The 22,238-nt window shown below is 68.1% G+C and carries 19 protein-coding genes; 12 read left to right on the top strand and 7 right to left on the bottom strand.

Features of this window, described 5'->3' with window-relative positions:
- Positions 1 to 84 precede the first annotated feature (84 nt).
- The 6 genes from ABD024_RS01630 to bioC all read left to right on the top strand — a co-directional run bounded on the left by ABD024_RS01630 (position 85) and on the right by bioC (position 6,829).
- The gene (locus ABD024_RS01630; RefSeq protein WP_343848964.1) at positions 85 to 2,064 is read left to right on the top strand and encodes a multicopper oxidase domain-containing protein; all 1,980 of its coding nucleotides are present in this window, start codon (positions 85 to 87) and stop codon (positions 2,062 to 2,064) included.
- A gap of 103 nt (positions 2,065 to 2,167) precedes the next feature.
- Positions 2,168 to 3,208 carry a biotin synthase BioB gene (gene bioB / locus ABD024_RS01625; RefSeq protein ID WP_343848962.1) on the top strand — a complete coding sequence of 347 codons (1,041 nt, stop codon included), beginning with the start codon at positions 2,168 to 2,170 and terminating at the stop codon, positions 3,206 to 3,208.
- A complete protein-coding gene (bioF, locus tag ABD024_RS01620) occupies positions 3,195 to 4,400 on the top strand; it encodes an 8-amino-7-oxononanoate synthase (protein ID WP_343848960.1) in 1,206 nt (401 codons plus the stop codon). The genes bioB and bioF overlap by 14 nt, the downstream gene beginning before the upstream one ends.
- Before the next feature lie 28 nt (positions 4,401 to 4,428).
- The gene (locus ABD024_RS01615) at positions 4,429 to 5,172 is read left to right on the top strand and encodes a sulfurtransferase (RefSeq protein WP_343848959.1); all 744 of its coding nucleotides are present in this window, start codon (positions 4,429 to 4,431) and stop codon (positions 5,170 to 5,172) included.
- Complete coding sequence (gene bioH, locus ABD024_RS01610; protein ID WP_343848958.1) at positions 5,169 to 5,954, top strand: pimeloyl-ACP methyl ester esterase BioH; 786 nt, start codon at positions 5,169 to 5,171, stop codon at positions 5,952 to 5,954. The genes ABD024_RS01615 and bioH overlap by 4 nt, the downstream gene beginning before the upstream one ends.
- On the top strand, positions 5,951 to 6,829 hold the full coding sequence (gene bioC / locus ABD024_RS01605; protein ID WP_343848956.1) for a malonyl-ACP O-methyltransferase BioC: 879 nt from the start codon (positions 5,951 to 5,953) through the stop codon (positions 6,827 to 6,829). Before bioH ends, bioC begins: the two co-directional genes overlap by 4 nt.
- Before the next feature lie 51 nt (positions 6,830 to 6,880).
- On the opposite strand, the gene ABD024_RS01600 is transcribed toward bioC, so the two are convergent.
- From ABD024_RS01600 to ABD024_RS01590, 3 genes are all read right to left on the bottom strand, one after another.
- Positions 6,881 to 7,717 carry a transporter gene (locus tag ABD024_RS01600; protein ID WP_343848954.1) on the bottom strand — a complete coding sequence of 279 codons (837 nt, stop codon included), beginning with the start codon at positions 7,715 to 7,717 and terminating at the stop codon, positions 6,881 to 6,883.
- Positions 7,718 to 7,804: 87 nt separating this feature from the next.
- Positions 7,805 to 8,554, bottom strand: a complete 750-nt coding sequence (locus ABD024_RS01595) for a hypothetical protein (RefSeq protein ID WP_343848953.1) — start codon at positions 8,552 to 8,554, stop codon at positions 7,805 to 7,807.
- Between the two features lie 284 nt (positions 8,555 to 8,838).
- Entirely contained in the window at positions 8,839 to 9,420 is a 582-nt protein-coding gene (locus ABD024_RS01590; RefSeq protein ID WP_343848951.1) for a DNA-3-methyladenine glycosylase I, read from the bottom strand.
- 79 nt (positions 9,421 to 9,499) lie between these two features.
- Here ABD024_RS01590 and ABD024_RS01585 point away from each other — a divergent pair, with 79 nt between their 5' ends.
- Both ABD024_RS01585 and ABD024_RS01580 read left to right on the top strand, forming a co-directional pair.
- The gene (locus ABD024_RS01585) at positions 9,500 to 10,390 is read left to right on the top strand and encodes a DMT family transporter (RefSeq protein WP_343848949.1); all 891 of its coding nucleotides are present in this window, start codon (positions 9,500 to 9,502) and stop codon (positions 10,388 to 10,390) included.
- Positions 10,391 to 10,456: 66 nt separating this feature from the next.
- A complete protein-coding gene (locus tag ABD024_RS01580) occupies positions 10,457 to 11,575 on the top strand; it encodes a sterol desaturase family protein (protein ID WP_343848948.1) in 1,119 nt (372 codons plus the stop codon).
- Positions 11,576 to 11,588: 13 nt separating this feature from the next.
- Here the strand turns inward: ABD024_RS01580 and ABD024_RS01575 are convergent, their stop codons facing one another.
- Together ABD024_RS01575 and ABD024_RS01570 are read right to left on the bottom strand one after the other, a co-directional pair.
- Positions 11,589 to 12,536 (bottom strand): pyridoxal-phosphate dependent enzyme, encoded by a 948-nt coding sequence (locus ABD024_RS01575; RefSeq protein WP_343848946.1) that lies wholly within the window; start codon positions 12,534 to 12,536, stop codon positions 11,589 to 11,591.
- Entirely contained in the window at positions 12,536 to 13,537 is a 1,002-nt protein-coding gene (locus tag ABD024_RS01570; RefSeq protein ID WP_343848944.1) for an aldose 1-epimerase, read from the bottom strand. Before ABD024_RS01570 ends, ABD024_RS01575 begins: the two co-directional genes overlap by 1 nt.
- A gap of 67 nt (positions 13,538 to 13,604) precedes the next feature.
- Here ABD024_RS01570 and pepN point away from each other — a divergent pair, with 67 nt between their 5' ends.
- Complete coding sequence (gene pepN / locus ABD024_RS01565) at positions 13,605 to 16,256, top strand: aminopeptidase N (protein WP_343848942.1); 2,652 nt, start codon at positions 13,605 to 13,607, stop codon at positions 16,254 to 16,256.
- A gap of 95 nt (positions 16,257 to 16,351) precedes the next feature.
- Here pepN and ABD024_RS01560 read toward each other — a convergent pair whose 3' ends face one another.
- Positions 16,352 to 16,537 (bottom strand): hypothetical protein, encoded by a 186-nt coding sequence (locus ABD024_RS01560; RefSeq protein WP_343848941.1) that lies wholly within the window; start codon positions 16,535 to 16,537, stop codon positions 16,352 to 16,354.
- 595 nt (positions 16,538 to 17,132) lie between these two features.
- Here ABD024_RS01560 and mnmG point away from each other — a divergent pair.
- From mnmG to ABD024_RS01545, 3 genes are all read left to right on the top strand, one after another.
- Positions 17,133 to 19,010: a tRNA uridine-5-carboxymethylaminomethyl(34) synthesis enzyme MnmG gene (mnmG, locus tag ABD024_RS01555; RefSeq protein ID WP_343848940.1), complete on the top strand. Its 1,878-nt coding sequence runs from the start codon at positions 17,133 to 17,135 to the stop codon at positions 19,008 to 19,010.
- A gap of 65 nt (positions 19,011 to 19,075) precedes the next feature.
- Entirely contained in the window at positions 19,076 to 19,855 is a 780-nt protein-coding gene (locus ABD024_RS01550) for an RDD family protein (RefSeq protein ID WP_343848939.1), read from the top strand.
- 274 nt (positions 19,856 to 20,129) lie between these two features.
- Positions 20,130 to 20,993, top strand: a complete 864-nt coding sequence (locus ABD024_RS01545; RefSeq protein ID WP_343848937.1) for a winged helix-turn-helix domain-containing protein — start codon at positions 20,130 to 20,132, stop codon at positions 20,991 to 20,993.
- A 329-nt stretch (positions 20,994 to 21,322) separates the two neighbouring features.
- Here the strand turns inward: ABD024_RS01545 and ABD024_RS01540 are convergent, their stop codons facing one another.
- Positions 21,323 to 21,820, bottom strand: coding sequence for a hypothetical protein (locus ABD024_RS01540; RefSeq protein ID WP_343848935.1), 498 nt, complete (start codon positions 21,818 to 21,820; stop codon positions 21,323 to 21,325).
- Positions 21,821 to 22,238: the final 418 nt, after the last annotated feature.

Below are 22,238 nucleotides of genomic sequence, written 5' to 3'. Positions count from 1 at the left end.
CGGTCGTACACTCGGCCGCTGGCCACCACCATGGTGGCCACACGGCTTCGTCCATCGCCCTTCATTCACTCCCGGAGGTTTCGCATGACCGCACCAGATGACAGATCCACTCCCTCGACCTGGCCGGCGGTCGCCGGCACCGCCCTGCGCGTGGCCTTCGGCATCATCTGGGTGGTCGGCGCCGCGCTGACCTGGACCGACGATTTCGCCAGCCATTACGTGGGCTACCTGCACAACGCCGCCACCGGGCAACCGGCGTGGTCGGCGTGGTGGTTCCAACTGTGGATCGGCCTGGTGACGCCGCACGCGAGCGTCTTCGTATGGGCCACGCGTATCGCCGAGACGGCGCTGGCGCTGGCGTTGCTGCTGGGCTTCGCGCGCAAGATCACCTACGTCGTCGGCATCCTGTTCAGCCTGCTGGTCTGGAGCACCGCCGAAGGTTTTGGCGGGCCCTACTCGGTGGGCGCGAACAACATCGGTGCGGCGATCAGCTACGTGCTGATCTTCGCCGCGCTGATCGTCATCAACCTGCGTGCCGGTCCCAGCCCCTACAGCCTCGACTACCTGATCGAGGGCCGCTGGCCGGGCTGGCGGAAATTTTCCGAGTGGAACGCGAATGCACCGCTCGACCGTGTGAAGCGCCTGTCCTGGCGCGTGCAGGCGCCGGCGCTGGTCGGCGTGCTGCTGTTGGTGGCGCTGCTGCTGGCCGGCCTGCATAGCGCATTGAACGTGAAATCGGCCGGCCCCGAAGCCGCCGCCGCCGCGGTGACGCCGCTGTCGCTGGCCTCGACCCAGCCCATCGGCAAGGCCCGCGACGCCCGCCTGCCGCCGCTGACGGCGGGCGACAGCGCGGAGGTGAACATCAGCGTCTCCGACGATACGGTGGAGATCGCCAGCGGCGTGCGGTACCAGGCCTGGACCTTCGGCAAGAGCGTGCCCGGCCCGGTGATCCACGTACGCCAGGGGCAGACGGTGAACGTGGTGCTGACCAACCACGGCACCATGCAACACTCGATCGACTTCCACTCCGCGATCACGCCGCCCAACTTGCACTACGCGGACATCATGCCGGGCGAGTCGATCAAGTTCTCGTTCGTGGCCAAGGTGCCGGGCGCCTTCCTCTACCACTGCGGCACCCCGCCGGTGCTGCTGCATATCGGCAACGGCATGTACGGCGCGATCATCGTCGACCCGGCCACGCCACTGCCGCCGGCCGCCGAGAGCTACGTGCTGGTGCAGGGCGAGTGGTACACCCAGCAGGTCTCCGGCACGCTGATGGCGGGCAATTACGAGAAGATGCAACAGATCCGTCCGGATGAGGTGGTGTTCAATGGCGCCGCGTTCCAGTACGCCGCCCACCCGCTGACCGCCAAGCCGGGCGACCTGGTGCGCCTGTACGTGGTCAACGCCGGCCCGAATTTGTGGAGCGCCTTCCACGTGATCGGCGCGATCTTCGACAAGGTCTACCCCGGCGGCAACCCGGCCGAGGCGATTTCCGGCGTCTCCACTTATTCGGTGGGGCCGGGCGAGGGCGCGGTGTTCGACCTCACCCTCGATGAAGCGGGCAAGTATCCGTTCGTGGATCATTCGATGGCGCACGCGGTGCTGGGCGCGCAGGGCGTTCTGCTGGTGTCGGCGCCGGGCGAGGCGCTGGCGGCGCCGACCATCTCCAAGGCAGCGGTGGACGCAAACGCCGCACCGCCGCCGCCGGCCACCGGTCCGTACAAGTTCGACGCCGCGCACGGCGCCCAGCTCTTTGCCACCTATTGCGCGGCCTGCCACCAGGCCACCGGCATGGGCCTGCCCGGCGCGTTTCCGCCGCTCAAGGGCAACGCCGCGGTGCTGGACGCCAACCCGGCCAAGCACCTTGACGTGATCCTGCACGGCCTGCAGGGCGTCGCCATCGACGGTGTCAGCTACCCCAGCGCGATGCCGCCGTTCGCCGCCAGCCTCAACGATGCGGACATCGCCGACATCGCCAACCACGAGCGCATCTCCTGGGGCAACCAGGGCAAACCGGTGACCGCCGAACAAGTGAAGGCGGCACGCGCGGCCGGCAAATAGCGCCACCGGGCACCACCGCTTCGTCAACCTTGTGCATGGCTTTGCAGGTTGACGAAGCGGCAGGGGCCACCCACACTGCGCGGCCTCTGCCCTGGAGTCCGCCATGCCAGTTCCCCTTCGCCACGACTGGACACGCGACGAGGTCGTCGCGCTGTTCGCCCTGCCGTTCAACGAGCTGCTGCATCGCGCGCATACGGTGCACCGCGAGCACCATGACCCGAACGCGGTGCAGGTGTCGACCCTGCTGTCGATCAAGACCGGCGGCTGCCCCGAGGATTGCGCCTACTGCCCGCAGGCGCAACGCTATGACACCGGCGTGCTGCCGCAGAAGCTCCTGGAAATCGACGAAGTACTGGCCCGCGCGAAAGCCGCCAAGGCCGCGGGCGCCAGCCGCTTCTGCATGGGCGCGGCATGGCGCGGCCCGAAGGATCGCGACATTCCGAAGGTGGCCGCCATCGTGCGCGCGGTGAAAGCACTCGGCATGGAAACCTGCGCCACCCTGGGCCTCCTGGGCGAGGGTCACGCGCAGCAGCTCAAAAAGGCCGGCCTCGACTACTACAACCACAACATCGACACCGCGCCGGAGTTCTACGGCGAGATCATCCACACCCGCGAATACCGCGACCGCCTGGAAACCCTGGAGCAGGTACGCGACGCCGGCCTGAAGACCTGCTGCGGCGGCATCGTCGGCATGGGCGAGACGCGCGAACAGCGCGCCGGCCTGCTGCAAGCACTGGCCAACCTGCCCGAACACCCGCAGTCGGTGCCGATCAACCAGCTGGTACCGGTGCCCGGCACGCCGCTGGGCGACGCCGAGCCGCTCGATCCGTTCGAATTCGTGCGCGCGATCGCGGTGGCGCGGATCCTGATGCCATTGTCGATCGTGCGCCTGTCCGCCGGCCGCCAGCAGATGGACGACGCGGTGCAGGCGCTGTGCTTCTTCGCCGGCGCCGGCTCGATCTTCTACGGCGAGAAACTGCTGACCACCGGCAACCCGGACGTGGAGGCGGACCGCGCGCTGTTCCGCCGGCTCGACCTGCATCCCATGGCGGTGATCGCGCCAACGGACACCGCGCATGCCGACCTCTTCGAAAGCGACGCCGCCGGCTGCGGGCAGGGCTGCGGCTGCAGTGCCGCGGCCTGACCTGATCCAGCGACTGGCCGTCCAGACGGCCGAACGCGACCGCGCCAACCTGTTGCGCCGGCTGCGCACGATCGACCACGCCGACGGCCCGTGGCTGGAAACCGGCAGCCAGCGCCTGCTGTCGTTCTGCAGCAACGACTACCTCGGCCTGGCGCAGCACCCGCAGCTGGTCGGCGCGCTCACCCGCGCGGCGCGCGAGGAAGGCGTCGGCAGCACCTCGGCGCACCTGATCTGCGGCCATCGCACCACGCACGCGGAACTGGAAGAAGCGCTGGCCGCCTGGACCGGGCGCGAGCGCGCGCTGCTGTTCTCCACCGGCTACCTGGCCAACCTCGGCGTGCTGCAGGCGCTGCTGGCGCGCGGCGACGTGTGCGTGCAGGACAAGCTCAACCACGCCTGCCTGCTCGATGGCGCGAAGCTCAGCGGCGCCGAACTGAAGCGTTATCCGCACGCCGACGTGGCCGCGGCGGCACGCCAGCTCGCGGCGCATCCAGCTGCGGCCGCGCTGCTGGCCACCGATGGCGTGTTCAGCATGGACGGCGACGTCGCGCCGCTGCGCGAGCTGGCGCAACTGTGCGCACGCGAGCGCGCCACCTTCATGGTCGACGACGCCCACGGCCTCGGCGTGTTCGGCGCGCACGGCGCCGGCAGTCTCAGCGCCGCGGACCTGAGCCAGCACGATGTGCCGTTGCTGATGGCCACGCTGGGCAAGGCGCTCGGCTGCAGCGGCGCCTTCGTGGCCGGCCCGGCCGCGCTGATCGAGGGCCTGGTCCAGTTCGCGCGCCCGTACATCTACACCACCGCGATGCCGCCGGCACTCGCCGCCGCCGCGCTCGAAGCGGTGCAGCTGGCGCAGTCCGAAGGATGGCGGCGCGAGAAGCTCGCCGCGCTGATCGAGCGCTTCCGCCGCGGCGCCGCCGAACTCGGCCTGCCGCTGGCCGCGTCAGCCAGCGCGATCCAGCCGCTGCTGCTGGGCAGCGCCGGGGCTGCGCTGACCGCGGCACAGGCACTCGAACGGCAAGGCCTGCTGGTGACCGCGATCCGCCCGCCGACCGTGCCGGCCGGCCGGGCGCGGCTGCGCATCACGCTATCGGCAGCGCATGAAGAAGCCCACGTCGACCGGCTTCTGGGCGCGCTGGAAACACTGCGTCTGTCCGCGCAGTGCAAGGCTCTCCCGAGCGACCACGTATAATCGCGGCCTGCTCTGCCGATTCCCCCGCATGTCGATCGTCAACATCTCCGCCTACAAATTCATCAGCCTGGACGACCTGCCCGCGCTGCGCGAGCGGCTATTCGCGCGCTGCGAAGCGCTGGCACTGAAGGGCACGATCCTGCTGGCGCCGGAAGGCATCAACCTGTTCCTCGCCGGCAGCCGGGCGCAGATCGACGGCTTCATGGCCACCTTGCACGACGACCCGCGCTTCGCCGACATCGCTCCGAAGGAATCGTTGTCCGACGGGATACCGTTCGGCCGCCTGCGCGTGCGCCTGAAGCGCGAGATCATCACCATGCGCCTGCCCACGATCCGCCCCGAAGGCGGCCGCGCGCCCGCGGTGGACGCCGCCACCCTGCAACGCTGGCTGGACCAGGGCCACGACGACGACGGCCGCGAGGTGGTGCTGCTGGATACGCGCAACGACTACGAGACCGCCGCCGGCAAGTTCCCGCAGGCGGTCGACTATCGCCTCGCCAGCTTCACCGGCTTCCCCGCCGCGATCGCCGCGGACCGTGCGCGCTACGTGGGCAAGACGATCGTCTCGTACTGCACCGGCGGCATCCGTTGCGAGAAGGCCGCGCTGCACATGCAGGAGCTCGGCATGCAACACGTCTACCAGCTCGACGGCGGCATCCTGAAGTACCTCGAACAGACCGACGGCGCGCACTGGCAGGGCGCCTGCTTCGTGTTCGACGGACGCGGCGCCGTCGACAAACGGCTGCTGCCCGCGCAGGACGCCGGCGCATGAGCCTGCACATCGACAAGCGCGGTGACGGCCCGGTACCACTGGTGCTGCTGCACGGCTGGGCCATGCACGGTGGTGTGCTGGCGCCGCTGGTCGCAGCACTGGAGGACCAGTGCACGATGTACGTGGTCGACCTGCCCGGCCACGGCCACTCGCGCGACTGTGGCCTGCCGCTGGAGCCGCGCGCCTGCGCCGCGGCGATCGCCAGGGTCACGCCACCGGCGTTCTGGCTGGGCTGGTCGCTGGGTGGCACCATCGCACTCACCGCCGCGCTGGAGTTGCCGCGGCAAGTGCGCGGGCTGGCGATGCTGTGCGCCACGCCGAAGTTCGTGCGCGATGCGGGCTGGCCGCACGGCGCCGACGGCCCGCTGGTGCATCAGCTGGCCAGCGACCTGGAAACCGATTACCACGCCACCATCGAGCGCTTCCTGGCGCTGGAGGCGATGGGCAGCGCCGACCCGCGCGGCGAACTGCGCCACCTGCGCGAGTTGGTGTTCGCCCGCGGCGAGCCCGACCTGCGCGTGTTGCAGGAAGGCATCCGCATCCTGGAAACCAGCGACCGCCGCGCGGCACTTCCCGACCTGCGCATGCCCAGCGCGTGGATCAGCGGCCGTCGCGACCGGCTGGTGCCGCCGCAGGCGATGGCATGGTCGGCCAGCCGTTGCGCCGGCCAGTACACCGAGATCCAGCAAGCCGGCCACGCGCCGTTCTTCGGCCACGCCGACGCGGTGGCGCGGGCGCTGCAACCGCTGCTGGTTCCTTCTTCCCTTGAGCAGGTTCGATGAGCGATTTCCAACTCGACCAACAGCGCGTGCGTCGCAACTTCGGCCACGCCGCCAACAGCTACGATCACCACGATGCGCTGCAGCGCGAAGTGGGCGATGCCCTGCTCGAACGACTGGGCTTCTATCTGGAAACGCCGCAGCGCGTGGTCGACGTCGGCGCCGGCACCGGCCGCGGCACGGCGTTGCTGAAGCAGAAGTATCCCAAGGCCGAAGTGATCGCGGTCGACCTCGCCCTGCCGATGCTGCGCGTGGCGAAACACCACAGCAGCTGGCTGAAGCCGTTCCGCCGCGTGTGCGCCGAAGCCACCCACCTGCCGCTGGCCGACCACAGCGTCGACGTGCTGTATTCCAACCTGTGCTTCCAGTGGGTCGACGACCTGCCCGCGCTGTTCGGCGAATGCATGCGCGTGCTGAAACCCGGCGGCTTCCTGGCGTTCTCCAGCTTCGGCCCGGACACCTTGAAGGAGCTCCGCGCGGCCTGGGCCGAGGCCGACCAGCAGCCGCACGTGGGCCGCTTCCTCGACATGCACGACGTCGGCGACGCGATGCTCAACGCCGGCCTGCGCGACCCCGTGCTGGACGTGTTCCGCTACACCCTGACCTACAGCGAACCGCGCAAGCTGCTGGAGGAACTGCAAGGCCTCGGCGCCACCAACGCCGATCGCGCACGCGCGCGCGGCCTCACCGGCAAGGGGCGCTACCAGCGCATGCTGGCCGCCTACGAGGCGATGCGCGTGGACGGCCGCATCCCGGCCAGCTGGGAAGTGGTCAGCGCGCACGCCTGGGGCCCACCGGTCGGCCAGCCGCGCCGCGTGCCCGGCGGCGAAATCGCCAGCTTCTCGATCGACAGCCTGCGCGGCTCGCGACGCAAATAGCGCATGCCGGTACGGAGGCTCCGTGCGATGTCGCGCACGGAGCCCGGTCGATCAGAACAGGTACTTCAGCGACGCACCCACGCCATAATCCGGACTGCCGTCGGCGAAGCCGGCGAGCGCGTAGGCCTGCACGCGCAGACTGTCGTTGAACTTGTGGTTCCAGTAACCGGCGATCTCGCTCTGCGCGGCACCGGTATCGGCGATCCGCTCGCGGTAGTAGTAGTACGCACCGATGTTGTTGCTGGAGTTGAGCTTGTAGTCGGCGCCGATGTTCGCGTTGAAGCCGTTCTTCAGCTTGATGTACTGCGAGCTGCCGTACTTCATCCAGCCCACACCGCCGAACGCGGTCCAGGCGCCCATCACCTTATAGGTATCCAGCGAGAGGCCGTAGTCGTTCTTGCCGGTACCCAGGCCCTTGTTCTCGTCGGCGGTACCGAATTTCACCTTGCCGGTGAGATCCAGCCCGAACGTGCGATCGGCGCTGCCGAACAGCTCGTAACCAGCCGACGCCGTGACGTCGCCCAAGCCCGAGGCCGAACCGCTGGTCGTGGTGCCCGGCGCGGGAGGCGTACCACCACCGCCTTTGCCGCGGCCACGCCCCTTCGGGTTGCCGTTGTTTACCTTGCCCACGCCGGGAATCACGTTGCCAGCACCGCTGATGTTGATGTACGGCACGATGAGCTTGAACGTCCAGCGATCGGTCTGGTACGCCGCCGCCACCGGTACCGACCAGATGTCGGTGGTGGTGTCGGTGCCGTACTTGCCGCTGCTGTAATCGGCGCCCGCCGAAAGACTGAACCGGCCGTTGTCCGTCGTGGCGGCCTGGGCCACCGGCGCACCGATCAGCAGCAGTCCGCCGACGATCATCCAGTGTTGTGGGTTACGCATGAAAGGTTCCTTGCTGAAAAGAAGATGGCAGCAGGCCCGGCATCACACCGGGCCTGCAGGGAGTACCGCGTGCTGATGAAACCGGACTCAGCCGCCCGGGCGGCCCGCATGGTCGGGATGGTCGGGATGCTCGGGGCGCTCGGGACGATCCGGCCGGCTCGGACGGTCAGGGCGGTCGGCCTTGGCCACATGCTCGGGTTTGCTCGGACGATCGACGCCATGCACCTTGGCCAGCTCGACTTTTTCCACATGCGCGTGCGCGTTGCCGTTCGCGGCGGTACTGCCGACCGCCTTCGGCGAACGCATCACGTCGCCCAGCTTGAAACCGTCGGCCTTGGCAATCTGTCCCCAGCCCTCGCCGGCGGCACGCTGGGCCAGCACGCCGTTCAGATCGATGCTGGTGCCGTCAGCCAGCACCAGCGTACCGCCGTTCAGCGCGGCAGCCATCTCGGCTGCGGTCGGGTCGGTGATACCGTCCTTGGCCAGAGTCGCCTCGGCCAGCGACAGCGCGATTTTTACGTTGCCGTAGCCCATCTTGCCGGTGGCCGGCGTGAACGTGGTCGTCGTGGTGGTCGTGGTGCCGTCGGCATTCTTCACTACATCGTCGAGCGTGATCGCGGTGCCGTCGCGCAGCCCGGTGACCAGCGCCTGCGAATTGGTCTCCGAACCGGCGAACCCGGCGAACTCGGTGCTCAACCGGGTCGACTCGTGATGGGTGGTGCTGGTGGAAACGGACGTATCGGATGGCGTGGCGGTCTGCGCCATCACCGGCGCGACGGACAGTGCACCGAGTATCGCGATGCAAATCAGCGTGGACTTGAAATGCTGGGATTTCATGGGATGGCTCCGAAGGATGCAGCGATGGCGGAATGCCTGGCGAGACGACGCGATGTGTTTCTTCCATGCCCCCCGTATCCATTCACATGCGGCGATGTCTGCGCGCGCATCTTTGCGCCGCGCTTGTCCCGTACACAAGCGACGACGACGGGTTTGTTCAGCATGCGTTTCACGCGCTGAACGGTAGCCACCATTGTTTCGTTCGATTGTGTGAACGGCTCGACATTTGCGGCACTTCGTCGACCGCACCCGTACAGATCGAAACTTCTTGCTCTGCTGTCTGCCTAGCCCTGCCCGCCGTACCGGAAACAGCCCACGAGGTGATCGTTGACCATGCCGGTCGCCTGCAGCAACGAATAGCAGATGGTGGTGCCGACGAAACGGAAGCCGCGCTTCTTCAGCGCCTTGCTCATGCGATCGGACAATGCCGTGCTGGCCGGCACCTCGCCTTGGCTGCGCCAGTGGTTGCGCAGCGGCTTGCCATCGACGAACGACCACAGATAGACGTCCAGACTGCCGAACTCCGCGATCACGTCGAGAGCAACGATGGCGTTGTCGCGGGTGGACGAGACCTTCAGCCGGTTGCGGATGATGCCCGGATCGAGCAGCAGCTTTTCCAGTTCGCGGTCGGTCATTGCGGCGACGCGGGCGATCTCGAACTGGTGGAAGGCTTTGCGGTAGTTGTCGCGCTTGGCCAGCACGGTGCGCCAGGACAGGCCAGCCTGGGCGCCTTCGAGACAGAGGAACTCGAACAGCGCGCGATCGTCGTGCTGCGGCACGCCCCACTCGGTGTCGTGGTAGTCGCGCATCAGCGCGTCGCCGTTGGCGGCCCAGTGGCAGCGTGATGGTTCGGTGGTCTTGGTCATGACGGGCGGATGGTCGTACGGTGCCGCACAACGTAACCGACCCCGCTAGACTTGTCGCCCCACCCCGCTCCGGTTTCCCATGTCGCCCTCGCCATCACGCGGCGCGCTGTCCGCGCTGCTCGTCACCATCCTGATCTGGGCCTACAGCTGGGTGGTGATGAAACAGGTGCTGGCGTATGCCGGGCCGTTCCACTTCGCCGCGTTGCGCTACCTGCTCGGCGCCGCCGTACTGTTCGCCGCGCTGCTGCTGTCGCGACAATCGCTGCGGCCGCCGCCGTTGCTGCCCACGTTGCTGATCGGCCTGTGCCAGACCACGGCCTTCCAGGGCCTGGAGCAGTTGGCCCTGCTCAGCGGCGGTGCCGGCCACGTCGCCCTGCTCGCGTACACCATGCCGTTCTGGGCGGTGCTGTTGGCATGGCTGGTGCTGGGCGACCGCCCGACCGCGCGGCACTGGCTGGGGCTGGCGCTGGCCGCGGTCGGCCTGGTCTGCATCATCGAACCGTGGCGTGCTCTGGGCAGCGCACTGAGCACCACGCTGGCGATTGTCGGCGGCGTCGCGTGGGCGGCCGGCACCGTGCTCAGCAAGCGCATGTTCCGCCGGCACGCACCGTCGGTGCTCAGCCTCACGGCGTGGCAGATGCTGCTGGGCGGCGGCGCGCTCGGCCTGCTCGCGCTGGCAGTACCGGAGCGCGCGATCGAATGGAACCTGGCGTTCACCGCCGGCCTGATCTACAGCGTGCTGCTGGCATCCAGCCTGGCCTGGTGGCTGTGGTCGATCGTGCTGCAGCGGTTGTCGACCACGGTGGCCAGCGTGTCCAGTCTGGGCGTGCCGATCGTCAGCGTGCTGCTGGCGTGGCTGATCCTGCACGAGCAGCCATCGGCGATGGAACTGGTCGGCATCGTGTTCGTGCTGCTGGGGTTGCTCGCGATCAGCGGCATCGGTGCACGGCGCCGCCAAGGGATGCCCTGATCCATTCAGCATCCGGCCTTCGCGACGGCGATATGATGAATCGCTGACGGATTCGACGAGGCGTCGATGTTCGACCTGTCCCCATGGTGGTCCCACCTGGTCGGCTGGCTGAGCGGCCATGCCGTCGCGCCGCTGCTGGATGCGATGCACCTCGGCGGATTGAGCGGCAACCCCGACGACATCGCCGCCGCCCTGCTGATCGCCGCGCTGCAGGTGGGCATCATCGGGCTGGTTTTCCGCCCGCTGGAAACCTGGTTCCCGGCCGAGCGGTGGGACGACCGCCGGCTGACCCGGGTCGATCGCAACTACACGCTGCTGATGCTGCTGGGCATCTTCCCGCTGTTCACCTACCTGGTGCTCACGCCGTTCAGCCATCTGTTCGGCGGTGGCGGCGATGCCGTCGATGCCGGCACTGGTTCCGCACTCGCGCTGACGCACTGGGTTCCGTGGTTCAACCAGCATCCCTACGTGCTGTTTGCCGTCTACTACGTGATCTACGACTTCGTGTACTACTGGATGCACCGTACCCAGCACGCCATTCCGTGGTGGTGGGCGCTGCACAGCATGCATCACAGCACGCGTCAGATGAGCTGCTGGACCAACGACCGCGGCAGCCTGGTCGACGGCTTCCTGCAGTCGATGATCCTGGCCACGGTGGGCCTGGCGATCGGCGTCGATCCGGACGAGTTCGCCTGGCTGATGCTGATCGGCGAACTGGTGCAGAACCTATCGCATACCAACGTGCGGCTGGGCTTCGGCCGCGTGTTCGACCGCATCTTCGTCGCCCCGAGATTCCATCGCCTGCACCACATGCTGGTCGATCCCGAGCGACCGACGCTGCACCACTGCAACTATGGCCAGGTGCTGTCGGTATGGGACGTGCTGTTCGGCACGGCGCTGTACGGCGAGCCGCCGCGGCCGACCGGCGTGGGTGACCCGATCGTCGACGCCGACAACAACTACGGCCTGATCGGCCTGCACTGGGCCGCGTTGAAGCGCTTCTGGGTCGCCGTGCGCCAGCCCGCCGGCTGGCGGCCGGGCGAAGTGGCCTTCGGTGCGGATTACACGCCGATCCCGGTCGGCCAGTTGGATCTGCACGCCTTCGCCCGCCATGCGCCCGCCGTCGCCCCCGACGCCGACGCACCGGCCGATGACAGCGCCATGGTGGAATCCGCGCCGGGCTGATCCGCTCGCAGGCTCACCAGGGCAGCGCCTGCAAGTCCACGTTGCCGCCGGTGAGCACCACGCCGACGCGCCTGCCGGCGAAGCGCTGCGGCTGCTTGAGGATCGCCGCCAGCACGGTGGCGCTGGACACCTCCACCACTTGCTTCAGCTCCGACCACAGCAGTTGCATCGCGGCGATGGTCTCCGCGTCGCTGACCGTGATCACGTCGACGTGATGCGTGCGCAGCGCGTCGAGGTTGCGCTCGCCGACCAAGGCGCGCAGGCCGTCGCAGACCGTGTCGGGCACCACCGTGGTAACCCGCGTGCCGTGCGCCAGCGATTGCGCGGCATCATCGGCGCCCTGGGGTTCGGCACCGAACAGGTTCAAGGCCGGGTTGATCGCGTGCGCGGCAATCGCCACGCCGCTGGCCAGGCCGCCGCCGCCGACGGGGGTGATCAGCGCATCCAGCCCGGGTGCCTGCTGCAGCAGTTCCAGCACCAGCGTGCCCTGCCCGGCCATCACCCGGGTGTCGGCATACGGATGCACCAGCTCCGCGCCGGTGGCGCGCTGCACCTCGGCACACATCGCCTCGCGCGCGGCCTGGGTCGGCGCGCAGCGATGCAGGATCGCGCCGGCACGTTCGATCGCCTCGAGTTTCGCGCGCACCGCGCCTTCCGGCACTACCACGTGCGCGGTGATGCCGCGGGTGGCGGCGGCCAGCGCCAGCGCGTTGCCGTGGTTGCCGGAGGAATGCGTGACCACGCCACGCGCGGCCTGCGCGTCGCTGAGCGACCACACCGCGTTGCAGGCACCGCGGAACTTGAACGCACCGCCGCGCTGCAGGTGCTCGGCCTTGAAGTGCAGCTCGGCACCGGCCAGCGCATCCAGCGCCGCGCTGCGCAACACCGGGGTCACCCGCGCATGCGGCGCGATGCGCGCCGCGGCGTCGCGGACCTGTTCGAAGCTGGGCAATGCACTCATCACGATTCGACCTCCACACCACAACGGAAACGGCGTTCGGCGCCGGACTCCAGGCGCACCGCCTCGGCGCACTCGGGCCGGTTAAACGCATCGGCCATGCATTCCATCGGCTCCAGTGCGACTGCACGACGCGCATCGCGGCTCACCGTGTCGGCGGTGAACGCGTGCATCACGCCGCGCTCCTGCCACACCGCGATGCCGAAGCCGCTGGCAGGATCGCGCAGGCGGGTACGAATGCGCCCGTCGGCGTCCGCCTCCAGGTCGGTGTAACCCTGGTCGAGGATGCTGTCGCCGATCCGCCGCGACTCGCGGAAATCCAGCGCCGGCGCATCGTCCAGCGCCACGTACGCTTCCGCGCCGGCCAGTGCGATCAGGTCGGCGCCGGTGCGGATCAGGGTCTGCGCGGGAATCTGCAGCTGCCAGTCATCGACCTCGCCCGCAGCCACGCGGAAATACGGATGCCAGCCGAAGAAGCACGGTGCGGCGCTGTCACCGACGTTGCGCATGCACGCTTCCAGGGTGACGCCGCCGGCATCCAGGGTGTACGTCACGGCAAGGTCGATCGCATGCGGATAACCCGGCTGCGGACGGATCGCGGACGTGGTCAGGGTGGCCTGCGCGCCGCTGTCGTCGGCGCTCAACGCGGCGACGGCGAAATCCACGTCGCGCACGAAGCCATGCCGGCTGGCGCGCGCGGCGCCGGCGACGCCGGGCTGCAAGTCCTGCGGCTGGCCGTCGAAGCGGTAACGTGCATCGGCGATCCGCCCGGCGAACGGCACCATGATCGCGAAGCGCGAACCGGGACGGGCGGCCACTTCGGCCGCGTCGCGATAGCCATCGGCGAGGTCGCGCACGGCGCCGGCGAAGACCACCTCGAAGCCGAGCAGGGCCGCACCACGCCGCGCCACGCGAACGTGCCGGCCACCGCCGGCGTCAGTCAGCACCACGATTTCCTGCCCGCCGAGATGGCTGCGTCCGGCGGCATATCGCGTCGCATTCACGGGTTTCTCCTGCCGTTGAAACACCCCATGTTAACCTGAGCAGTCCCCACCCCCGTCGCCGTTCTCCATGCACGCACCCGCACAACAGCCCTCCGCGTCGATCCGCCTCAGCGACTACCGCGCACCTGCCTGGCGGGTCGGGACCGTCGAACTGGACTTCGACCTCGGCATCGACGCCAGCGAGGTGCTCGCGCGCCTGCGCTTGCACCGCGATCCCGCACAGGACGCACCGCTGCGGCTGGACGGCGAGAACCTGCAGCTGCTGTCGATAGTGCTGGACGGCAGCCGGCTGCCTGCCACCGCATATCGCTACGCCGGCAACGTGCTGGAAGTCGACGGCGCCCGCGACGGCAGCGTGCTGGAAACCCGCGTGCGGCTGCGCCCGGCCGCGAACACCGCGCTGGAAGGCCTGTACCTATCCGGCTCGCGCGAGGCCGGCTTCCTGCTGACCCAGTGCGAGGCCGAAGGCTTCCGCCACATCACCTTCTTCCCCGACCGGCCCGACGTGCTGTCCAGCTACACGGTCACTTTGCGTGCCGATCGCGCGCGCTTTCCGGTGCTGCTGGCCGGCGGCAATTCAGACGGCGCTGGCGAGCTGGAGGGCGGCCGGCACTGGGCGCGCTTCGTCGACCCGCATCCGAAGCCGAGCTACCTGTTCGCCCTGGTCGCCGGACGGCTGGAAAGGATCGAGCGCGACTACGTCACTGCCGAAGGCCGTGCAGTGCAGCTGAAGATCTGGGCCGAAGCCGACGCGATCGGACGCTGCCACTACGCGATGGATGCGCTGGAACGCTCGATGCGCTGGGACGAGCAGACCTACGGCCGCAACTACGACCTGGATGTGTTCCACGTCGTCGCCACGCACGACTTCAACATGGGCGCGATGGAGAACAAGGGCCTCAACATCTTCAACGCGAAGTGCCTGCTGGCCGAGCCGGACTCGACCACCGACGACGAGTATCGCCACGTCGAGGCGGTGGTGGCGCACGAGTATTTCCACAACTGGAGCGGCAACCGCGTCACCTGCCGCGACTGGTTCCAGCTGTCGCTGAAGGAAGGACTGACCGTGTTCCGCGAGCAGAGCTTCTCGGCCGACATGAACTCCGCGCCACTGAAGCGCATCGAGGACGTCGCCCTGCTGCGCCGCGCGCAGTTCCCCGAGGACGCCGGCCCGCTGGCGCATCCGGTACGCCCGGCGCAATACAGCGAGATCAACAACTTCTACACCGCCACGGTGTACGAGAAGGGCGCCGAGCTGGTGCGCATGCTGGCCGGTGCGCTGGGCCGGGACGGTTTCCGCTGCGGCATGGACCGCTACTTCGAGCGCAACGACGGTCGTGCCGCCACGCTGGAGGATTTCCTCGGCGCATTGGGCGAAACCAACGGCACCGACCTCACGCCCTACCTGGCCTGGTACGCCCAGGCCGGCACGCCACGGCTGAAGGCGCACGGCCATTACGATCCCACCCGGCACGCCTACACTCTGACCCTGACCCAGCACACTCCGGGCGGCCACGGCGCGGAACCCCGGCCGCCGCTGCCGATTCCGGTCAAGCTGGCGCTGTTCACCCGCCACGGCGATATGCTGCCATTGCATCTGGACGGCCAGACGTCCAAAGGCGGCAACGAACTCGTGGTGGTGCTGACCCAGGTCGAGCAGAATTTCGTCTTCACCAATGTCGCCGCCGCACCGGTACCCTCACTGCTGCGCGGGTTTTCCGCGCCGGTGATCCTGGAATGCGACTACACGCCGGACGAGCTGGCACTGCTGCTGGCTCACGACGTCGACGGCTTCAACCGCTGGGAGGCCGGCCAGCAGCTCGCCGCGCGCGCGTACGAAGACCTGCGCGACGGCACCACGGCTACCGCCCTGCAAGCCTGGTGCGACGCGCTGGCCAAACTGTTCGACAACGCTGCCATCGACGACGCGCTGCTGGCCGACCTGCTGACCCCGCCGGGCGAGGTCGAGCTGGCCGAGCGCGAGACGGCGATCGATCCGCAGCGCATCCACCATCTGCGCCAGACCTTGCAGCAGCGGCTGGCCGCACGCCTGGGTGCGGTCGCCTTGCGCCAGCGTTACATGGCCCTGGCCGCACACACCAATACCGAACTGGATGCACCGAGCCAGGCACGCCGCCGGCTCAAGCGCCGCGTGCTGGAACTGCTGGCGCTGCTCGACACTGCGGGCGCCTGCGCGCTGGCCGCCACGCAGTACCGTGACGCGCCCGGCATGACCGACCGCCTCGCCGCACTGTCCGTGCTGGTGCGCAGCGATGCCCCGCAGGCTGCCGCGGCGCTGCGCGACTATCGCGCGCGCCACGCCGGCAATGCGCTGGCGCTGGACAAGTGGTTCGCGGTGCAGGCGCAGCTGCCGGGCGAACTCGCGCTGGATCGCGTGCGGCTGCTTGAGCACGATGCCGCGTTCATGCTGAAGAACCCGAACCGGGTGCAGTCGCTACTGGGTGCGTTCGTACGCAACAACCCCAGCGGTTTCCATCGCGTCGACGGCGCCGGCTACCGGCTGCTGGCCGAACGGCTGGTGGCGCTGGATGCGTTGAACCCGCAAGTCGCGGCGCGACTGGCCACGGCATTCAACGGCTGGCAGCGGCTGGAACCGCTGCGGTGCGAGGCTGCGCGCGCGGTGATCGTGGAACTGGCCGGGCATCGCGGGCTTTCCCGCAACCTGGCCGAAATCATCGGCAGCGTGCTGAATCACTGACCGACAACGGAACTGCCGGAGCCACCAGCCTGTCCCGATGCATCGCCCGGATGTGCGTGGTGGTACACCCCACGCGCACGAACGGGATGGTTCATTCAGACGGCCAGGTGATCGAGCGCGTCGAGCAGGCTCTGCATGCGTGACTCCAGGTTCGGCTGCAGCACATCACGCTCGCTGTCTTCGCGTTCGCTCAAACCGTCGATGGCCATCTCGACCTGACCGAGTTCGATCAGCAGGTCATGGTGCGGATAAACCGGTTGGAAATCGAAGCTCATGTCCATGGCGTATCCCTCGTGGTTGGTGAACAGGGAGATGCAATCGCCATGCCAGGTGTGACGTGGATCACGGTCGATTCGCGCTCTTTATCACGCGACTGACGCAATACGTCAGCTGCTGCCGTGGCCCGGCACAAAATCCCTTTTCAGTCACCCCGTGTTCACGCGTTTGCGGTAAATATCGGCCTGCGTTCCACGGCAGCGGCAGCTGCCTGCGTCAGACAGTTTCCGGTTTCTGGCGCTCGGCAATACGGTCATCCTGGATTCCCCCTGTTCCTGAGACCGCCGGGCGCCAGATCTAACAGCACGAGGCCCCGCGGCCGCAAAGCCGCGGGGCCTCGTCTTTGTTGGCCTTGACGGACTTTCCGCCGCACAAAAGGCGACGGCACCCCGAGGGGTGCCGTCTTGCTTCCTTTCCTGGTACGCGATCGAACCCCTGTCCGTCCGATCTCGGCGCGCGTGGTCGCGCAGCGTCTGCCCGTGAAAGTGCTGGCTTTTCGAAGCAGGAAACGTGCCATTCTGTTCGATCGGCTCGCAAGGCCATTGGTGGCGTTACCATGGCGCCCCGTTTCGTCACTTTTTGCATGCTCAGGTCAGTTCGATGCGCCATCCGATCCACTACGACGTCATCGTGATCGGCGGCGGCCACGCCGGCACCGAAGCCGCGCTGGCGGCCGCGCGCGCCGGTGCGCGCACGCTGCTACTCAGCCACAACATCGAGACGATCGGCCAGATGAGCTGCAACCCCGCCATCGGCGGCATCGGCAAGGGCCACCTGGTCAAGGAGATCGACGCGCTGGGCGGCGCGATGGCGCACGCCGCGGATCGCGCCGGCATCCAGTGGCGCACGCTGAACGCGTCGAAGGGCCCGGCCGTGCGCGCCACCCGCTGCCAAGCCGACCGCGCGCTGTACAAGGCGGCGATCCGGCGCATGGTGGAAAGCCAGCCGAACCTCGAATTGTTCCAGCAGGCGGTGGACGACCTGATCATCGAACACGGCCGCGTCACCGGCGTGGTCACCCAGATGGGTTTGTCGTTCGGCGCGACGACCGTCGTACTCACCGCCGGCACCTTCCTCGCCGGCAAGATCCACATCGGTCAGGCGCAGTACGCCGGTGGCCGTGCCGGCGATCCGCCGGCCAGCACGCTGGCGGCGAAGCTGCGCGAATTGCCAGTCGCCGCCGACCGCCTGAAGACCGGCACGCCGCCGCGCATCGACCGGCGCAGCATCGACTTCCGCGGCCTGCAGGAGCAGCCCGGCGACACGCCGGCGCCGGTGTTCTCCTACCTCGGCTCGCGCGACGAGCACCCGCGCCAGGTCAGCTGCTGGATCACCCATACCGGCGAACAGACGCACGAGATCATCCGTGGCGCGCTGGATCGTTCGCCGCTGTACACCGGCCAGATCGAGGGCGTCGGTCCGCGCTACTGTCCGTCGATCGAGGACAAGGTGGTGCGCTTCGCCGAGAAGTCGTCGCATCAGATCTTCATCGAGCCGGAAGGACTGGACACGTTCGAGATCTACCCGAACGGCATCTCCACCTCGCTGCCGTACGACGTGCAGCTGGCGCTGGTGCATTCGATCAAGGGCTTCGAACACGCCCACATCACCCGCCCCGGCTACGCGATCGAATACGACTATTTCGATCCGCGCGGGCTCCACCCGTGGCTGGAAACCAAGGCGATCCCCGGCCTGTACTTCGCCGGCCAGATCAACGGCACCACCGGCTACGAGGAGGCCGCCGCGCAGGGCCTGATCGCCGGCCTCAACGCCGCGCTGGCGGTGCAGGGCAAGGCGCCGTGGTATCCGCGCCGCGACGAGGCATACATCGGCGTGCTGATCGACGACCTCACCAGCAACGGCACGATCGAGCCGTACCGCATGTTCACCTCGCGCGCCGAATACCGGTTGCACCTGCGCGAAGACAATGCCGACCTGCGCCTCACCGAGCGGGGTTTCGAACTCGGTGTGGTGCCGCAGGCGCGCTTCGACGCACTGCGCGCCAAGCGCGACGCGGTCGAGCACGAGCTGCAGCGCCTCGGCGCGTTGTGGGTGACTCCGGCGAATGCGCGCGGCGCGGCGGTCGAGCGCCAGCTCGGCATCGCAGTCAGCCGCGAGACCAGCGTGATCGACCTGTTGCGCCGGCCCGAACTCGGTTACGCCACGCTCACCGCCGTGCCCGAACTGGGGCCGCCAGTGGAGCGCGACGATGTCGCCGCACAAGTCGAGGTGCAGGTGAAGTACGCCGGCTATCTTGAACGCCAGCGCGAGGAGATCGAGCGCCAGCGCCGCCACGAGCACCTGGCGATTCCCGCCGGCTTCGACTACGACAAGGTGCGCGGCCTGTCGGCCGAAGTGCTGCTGAAACTGAAGCGCACGCTGCCGGCCACGGTCGGCCAGGCCGCGCGCGTCAGCGGCGTCACCCCGGCGGCGATCTCGCTGTTGCTGGTGCACCTGAAGCGCCGCGACGCCGCCTGACCCCCGCCCGCGCCGCGCCGCTCTCATGGCATCATGCGCACCTTGACCGGCATGGGGAGCGCGCAATGGAAATCTGGATCGGCCGTGACGGCGAAAGGCATGGCCCGTACAAGGAAGACGACGTGCGCCAGTGGCTGCGCAGCGGCCAGGTAAGCCCCGACGATCTGGCTTGGTACGAAGGCCTCGCCGATTGGCAGCCGCTGTCGGTGCTGTTCCCCGACATGGCTGCCGCGCCGCCACCTGCCGCCGCCAATCCCTACGCCGCACCGGCTGCACCCTTGCTGCCGCAGACCACCGCCACGGCGCTGGAGGACCACGCCGGCTTCTGGAAGCGCGTAGCCGCCTACATCCTCGACGCGATCATCCTGTACATCCCGCAGATGCTGATCGAAAAGGCGTTCGGCGGCGATGCCGCCAAGGCAGCGCTGCAGCAGGCCAGCCTCGATGCGCTCGGCAACCCCGACGCCATGATGGCCGCCAACATGCACTACTACGCCACGATGTGGCCGGCCATGCTGCTCATCCTGGTGATGGGCGTGCTGTACTTCGCCGTGTGCGAAAGTTCGGCCTGGCAGGGCACGCTGGGCAAGCTGGCACTCGGCATCCGGGTCACCGACCTGCAGGGCAGGCGGATCAGCTTCCCGCGTGCACTGGGCCGCTACTTCGCCAAGATCCTCAGCGCCATCATCCTGGGCATCGGCTTCCTGATGGTCGCCTGGACCCAGCGCAAGCAGGGCCTGCACGACATGATCTGCGACACCCTGGTGCTGAACGGCCGCGCCAGCGAGTTCAAGCATCCGACCACACCTTCATCGAACGCGCGCGGCGACACGTTCAGCGCCTGAGTCTGGCACCGGGCGGCTGACGCCGCCCGGTTTCCCGCAGTCGATCCATGCACATGGAACTGCGGCAGTTCGCCCGCGCCGCTTGCATGACTGTCCAGCCCGCTGTGCCGGAAGCGCGTGCAATGCCCGCAGCGCGGTGATCACGTGCATGCGCTGACTGGCGTAATCCAGCGCGCCGCGCTGGCGATCGCAAGCATGGGTCCCCACGCCGAGCCGACGGCCTCACGCGGGACTAATCATCGACGGCGTAAAACCCAAACGTTATGCGACCGAGATGAAAACCGTGCCTCGGATCGAGCCTGAACACGACGGAACCTATCAGTTCGACAACATCCTGGTCGAGCCGGCCGCGCACAGGCTGGAACGCGACGGTCGACCATTGCCGGTGGAGCCGAAGGCCTACATGCTGCTCCTGACCCTGCTGCGCCACGCCGGCGAGATGGTAAGCAAGGACGTGCTGCTGGACAGTGTCTGGGGACATCGCCACGTCACAACCGGGGTACTCAATCGGGTGGTTTCGCAACTGCGCCGCACGCTGGGTGATTCGTCCGCACAGCCGCGCTACATCGCCACTGTGCACAGCCTGGGCTACCGCTTCATCTGCGAGGTGCAATGCACATCCCCTGCGACGGAGGGCAGCACCGATTCGCCGCTTGGCGCACCGCCGCCGCGCCTGCCGGCCCAGGCGCAGACCTCGAGCGGACAGACGGAGGCCGCGCAAACTCCTTACCGCCGCCGTCTCGCCGACGGCGACCCGTTCCTGAACTTCGTCGACCTGCAGCCGTGCCTGAACCAACTCGCCAACTGGGCGGCCCTGTTGCCACCAAACGACACGCAGCGCCAAGCCATCCTCACGGTGTTGAGCCTGGAATATGCGCGCCTCCGCGAAAGTGGCATGACGACACCATCACTGGTCTACCACGAAGCGGTACTGGCCGCGCTGGAAGGGGACCGGCAAGCCGCCATCGCCAAGCTGGGCCAGGCGATCAACGAAGGTTTCCGCGGCGAACCTGCCTTGCGGCGCGATCTGGCTTGGCGCGCGCTGGCTGATGACGCGAACTTCCGCCGCCTGCTACAGCGGCTCGACGCGCAGCTGGCCACCGAGCGGGCGCTGTCCGATCCACCGCCGATACGCTGACTGCGGCACTGCTACGGCACCGTGGCTGGGCCGCAGTGCCACGCCTGATCGGCAACACGCCGCGAGGGGCTGACGGCATGACACCGTCGGCCCCTGCTCTGTTATCGCGTGGGGATACCGCGTCTCGGTTGCCTGATGCATCCACACGGCTCGGTGCAGGTCACTGTTGCAGCAGTGGCGCCGGGCGCGCTCGGGCGTGGCAAACCGGAGGCAATGGATGTCGACGACGGCGACCGTGTTATCGGGGCCGATCCAGCGGACTTGTCTCACTAGGCAAAGCAAAGCATCGCCGATCCGTCGCCGGCATCAGGCAGCGCATCCCAACCCCGTCAACGCTGATCCACCTCCGCCAGCTGCAGGCGTCCCATCTCCCTCGACGCCAGGCTCTGGCTAGACGCGTCCCGGGAGGCCAACTGGCACCGTTTGCCTTCCACCGGTGCGACGTGCTTGCAATGAGCTTCCACGACGGCAACCGTGGCCCGGTTGGCGTCGAACAGCAGGATCCGTCTGCCCATGCCGGGACCGGACGAGTTGTCGAGGGCCACCGTGACAAACGGCGACATGGCCATACCCTGCTTGCGCAGGGCCTCCAACCTCTCGGCCTCCCGCTGCGCTTGCATGTATTGCCGGTGCGTGTGGCCGACCAAGGTCTTCAACCCGTAGCCGGCGTTCAAGTTGATGGTGTAGGCCTCGTATTGGCCCGGTGCCGGGTTGACTGTGACACGCTGCAGCCTGGTGCTTTGTTGGGACTCGTCTTGGGCGGCACTAACGCCGCTGATGCAGGAAAGAGCGAGCGCGATGGTCGTGGCAATAATCGGGCGTTTCATAAGGGCCTCCAGACGGACGCCTGCGTCCGTCGAGCAAACTTAGGCCGGAGCTACGGCTCTTATTTGAGGAATTCCGGTGGGATCGGCGTGGATACATTGATGGTTTCCGGTGGATCCGCCTGCGAAAGGCGAAGGCCGAAAGACCCTCGGAACCGCCGTCAGATGTACGGCAACCGGATCGTTCTCGGGATGACGGCGGGCACGCGCTTCCGTTCCCCCGGAGCTCCTCGCCAACGCCCGCATCCGAGGCCGGCTTTCTCAAGAAACATGACGCGTGGCCTTGGCGCTCTTGCTGACGCGGAGCCTCCGACAAGCGGCATCGAGGCCGCCTCACGCCAGCCGCGCTTGCTCTCGTCGATCTCGCCGGAACCCGGTTTGTACCGAACAAATGGCGAGGCTCTTCGTGGCTGGCCTGAGC

The organism is Rhodanobacter soli (assembly GCF_039523495.1).
GTDB lineage: Bacteria > Pseudomonadota > Gammaproteobacteria > Xanthomonadales > Rhodanobacteraceae > Rhodanobacter > Rhodanobacter soli.
The sequence above is the reverse complement of the archived record's forward strand: the minus strand, read 5'-3'. Positions and strand labels throughout refer to the sequence as shown.

Excerpts from the sequence above, each read along its gene's own strand:
- ABD024_RS01630 (WP_343848964.1), top strand. The coding sequence starts at position 85 with ATGACCGCACCAGATGACAGATCCACTCCCTCGACCTGGCCGGCGGTC.
- bioB (WP_343848962.1), top strand. The coding sequence starts at position 2,168 with ATGCCAGTTCCCCTTCGCCACGACTGGACACGCGACGAGGTCGTCGCG.
- ABD024_RS01615 (WP_343848959.1), top strand. The coding sequence starts at position 4,429 with ATGTCGATCGTCAACATCTCCGCCTACAAATTCATCAGCCTGGACGAC.
- bioH (WP_343848958.1), top strand. The coding sequence starts at position 5,169 with ATGAGCCTGCACATCGACAAGCGCGGTGACGGCCCGGTACCACTGGTG.
- bioC (WP_343848956.1), top strand. The coding sequence starts at position 5,951 with ATGAGCGATTTCCAACTCGACCAACAGCGCGTGCGTCGCAACTTCGGC.
- ABD024_RS01600 (WP_343848954.1), bottom strand. The coding sequence starts at position 7,717 with ATGCGTAACCCACAACACTGGATGATCGTCGGCGGACTGCTGCTGATC.
- ABD024_RS01595 (WP_343848953.1), bottom strand. The coding sequence starts at position 8,554 with ATGAAATCCCAGCATTTCAAGTCCACGCTGATTTGCATCGCGATACTC.
- ABD024_RS01590 (WP_343848951.1), bottom strand. The coding sequence starts at position 9,420 with ATGACCAAGACCACCGAACCATCACGCTGCCACTGGGCCGCCAACGGC.
- ABD024_RS01585 (WP_343848949.1), top strand. The coding sequence starts at position 9,500 with ATGTCGCCCTCGCCATCACGCGGCGCGCTGTCCGCGCTGCTCGTCACC.
- ABD024_RS01580 (WP_343848948.1), top strand. The coding sequence starts at position 10,457 with ATGTTCGACCTGTCCCCATGGTGGTCCCACCTGGTCGGCTGGCTGAGC.
- ABD024_RS01575 (WP_343848946.1), bottom strand. The coding sequence starts at position 12,536 with ATGAGTGCATTGCCCAGCTTCGAACAGGTCCGCGACGCCGCGGCGCGC.
- pepN (WP_343848942.1), top strand. The coding sequence starts at position 13,605 with ATGCACGCACCCGCACAACAGCCCTCCGCGTCGATCCGCCTCAGCGAC.
- ABD024_RS01560 (WP_343848941.1), bottom strand. The coding sequence starts at position 16,537 with ATGGACATGAGCTTCGATTTCCAACCGGTTTATCCGCACCATGACCTG.
- mnmG (WP_343848940.1), top strand. The coding sequence starts at position 17,133 with ATGCGCCATCCGATCCACTACGACGTCATCGTGATCGGCGGCGGCCAC.
- ABD024_RS01550 (WP_343848939.1), top strand. The coding sequence starts at position 19,076 with ATGGAAATCTGGATCGGCCGTGACGGCGAAAGGCATGGCCCGTACAAG.
- ABD024_RS01545 (WP_343848937.1), top strand. The coding sequence starts at position 20,130 with ATGAAAACCGTGCCTCGGATCGAGCCTGAACACGACGGAACCTATCAG.
- ABD024_RS01540 (WP_343848935.1), bottom strand. The coding sequence starts at position 21,820 with ATGAAACGCCCGATTATTGCCACGACCATCGCGCTCGCTCTTTCCTGC.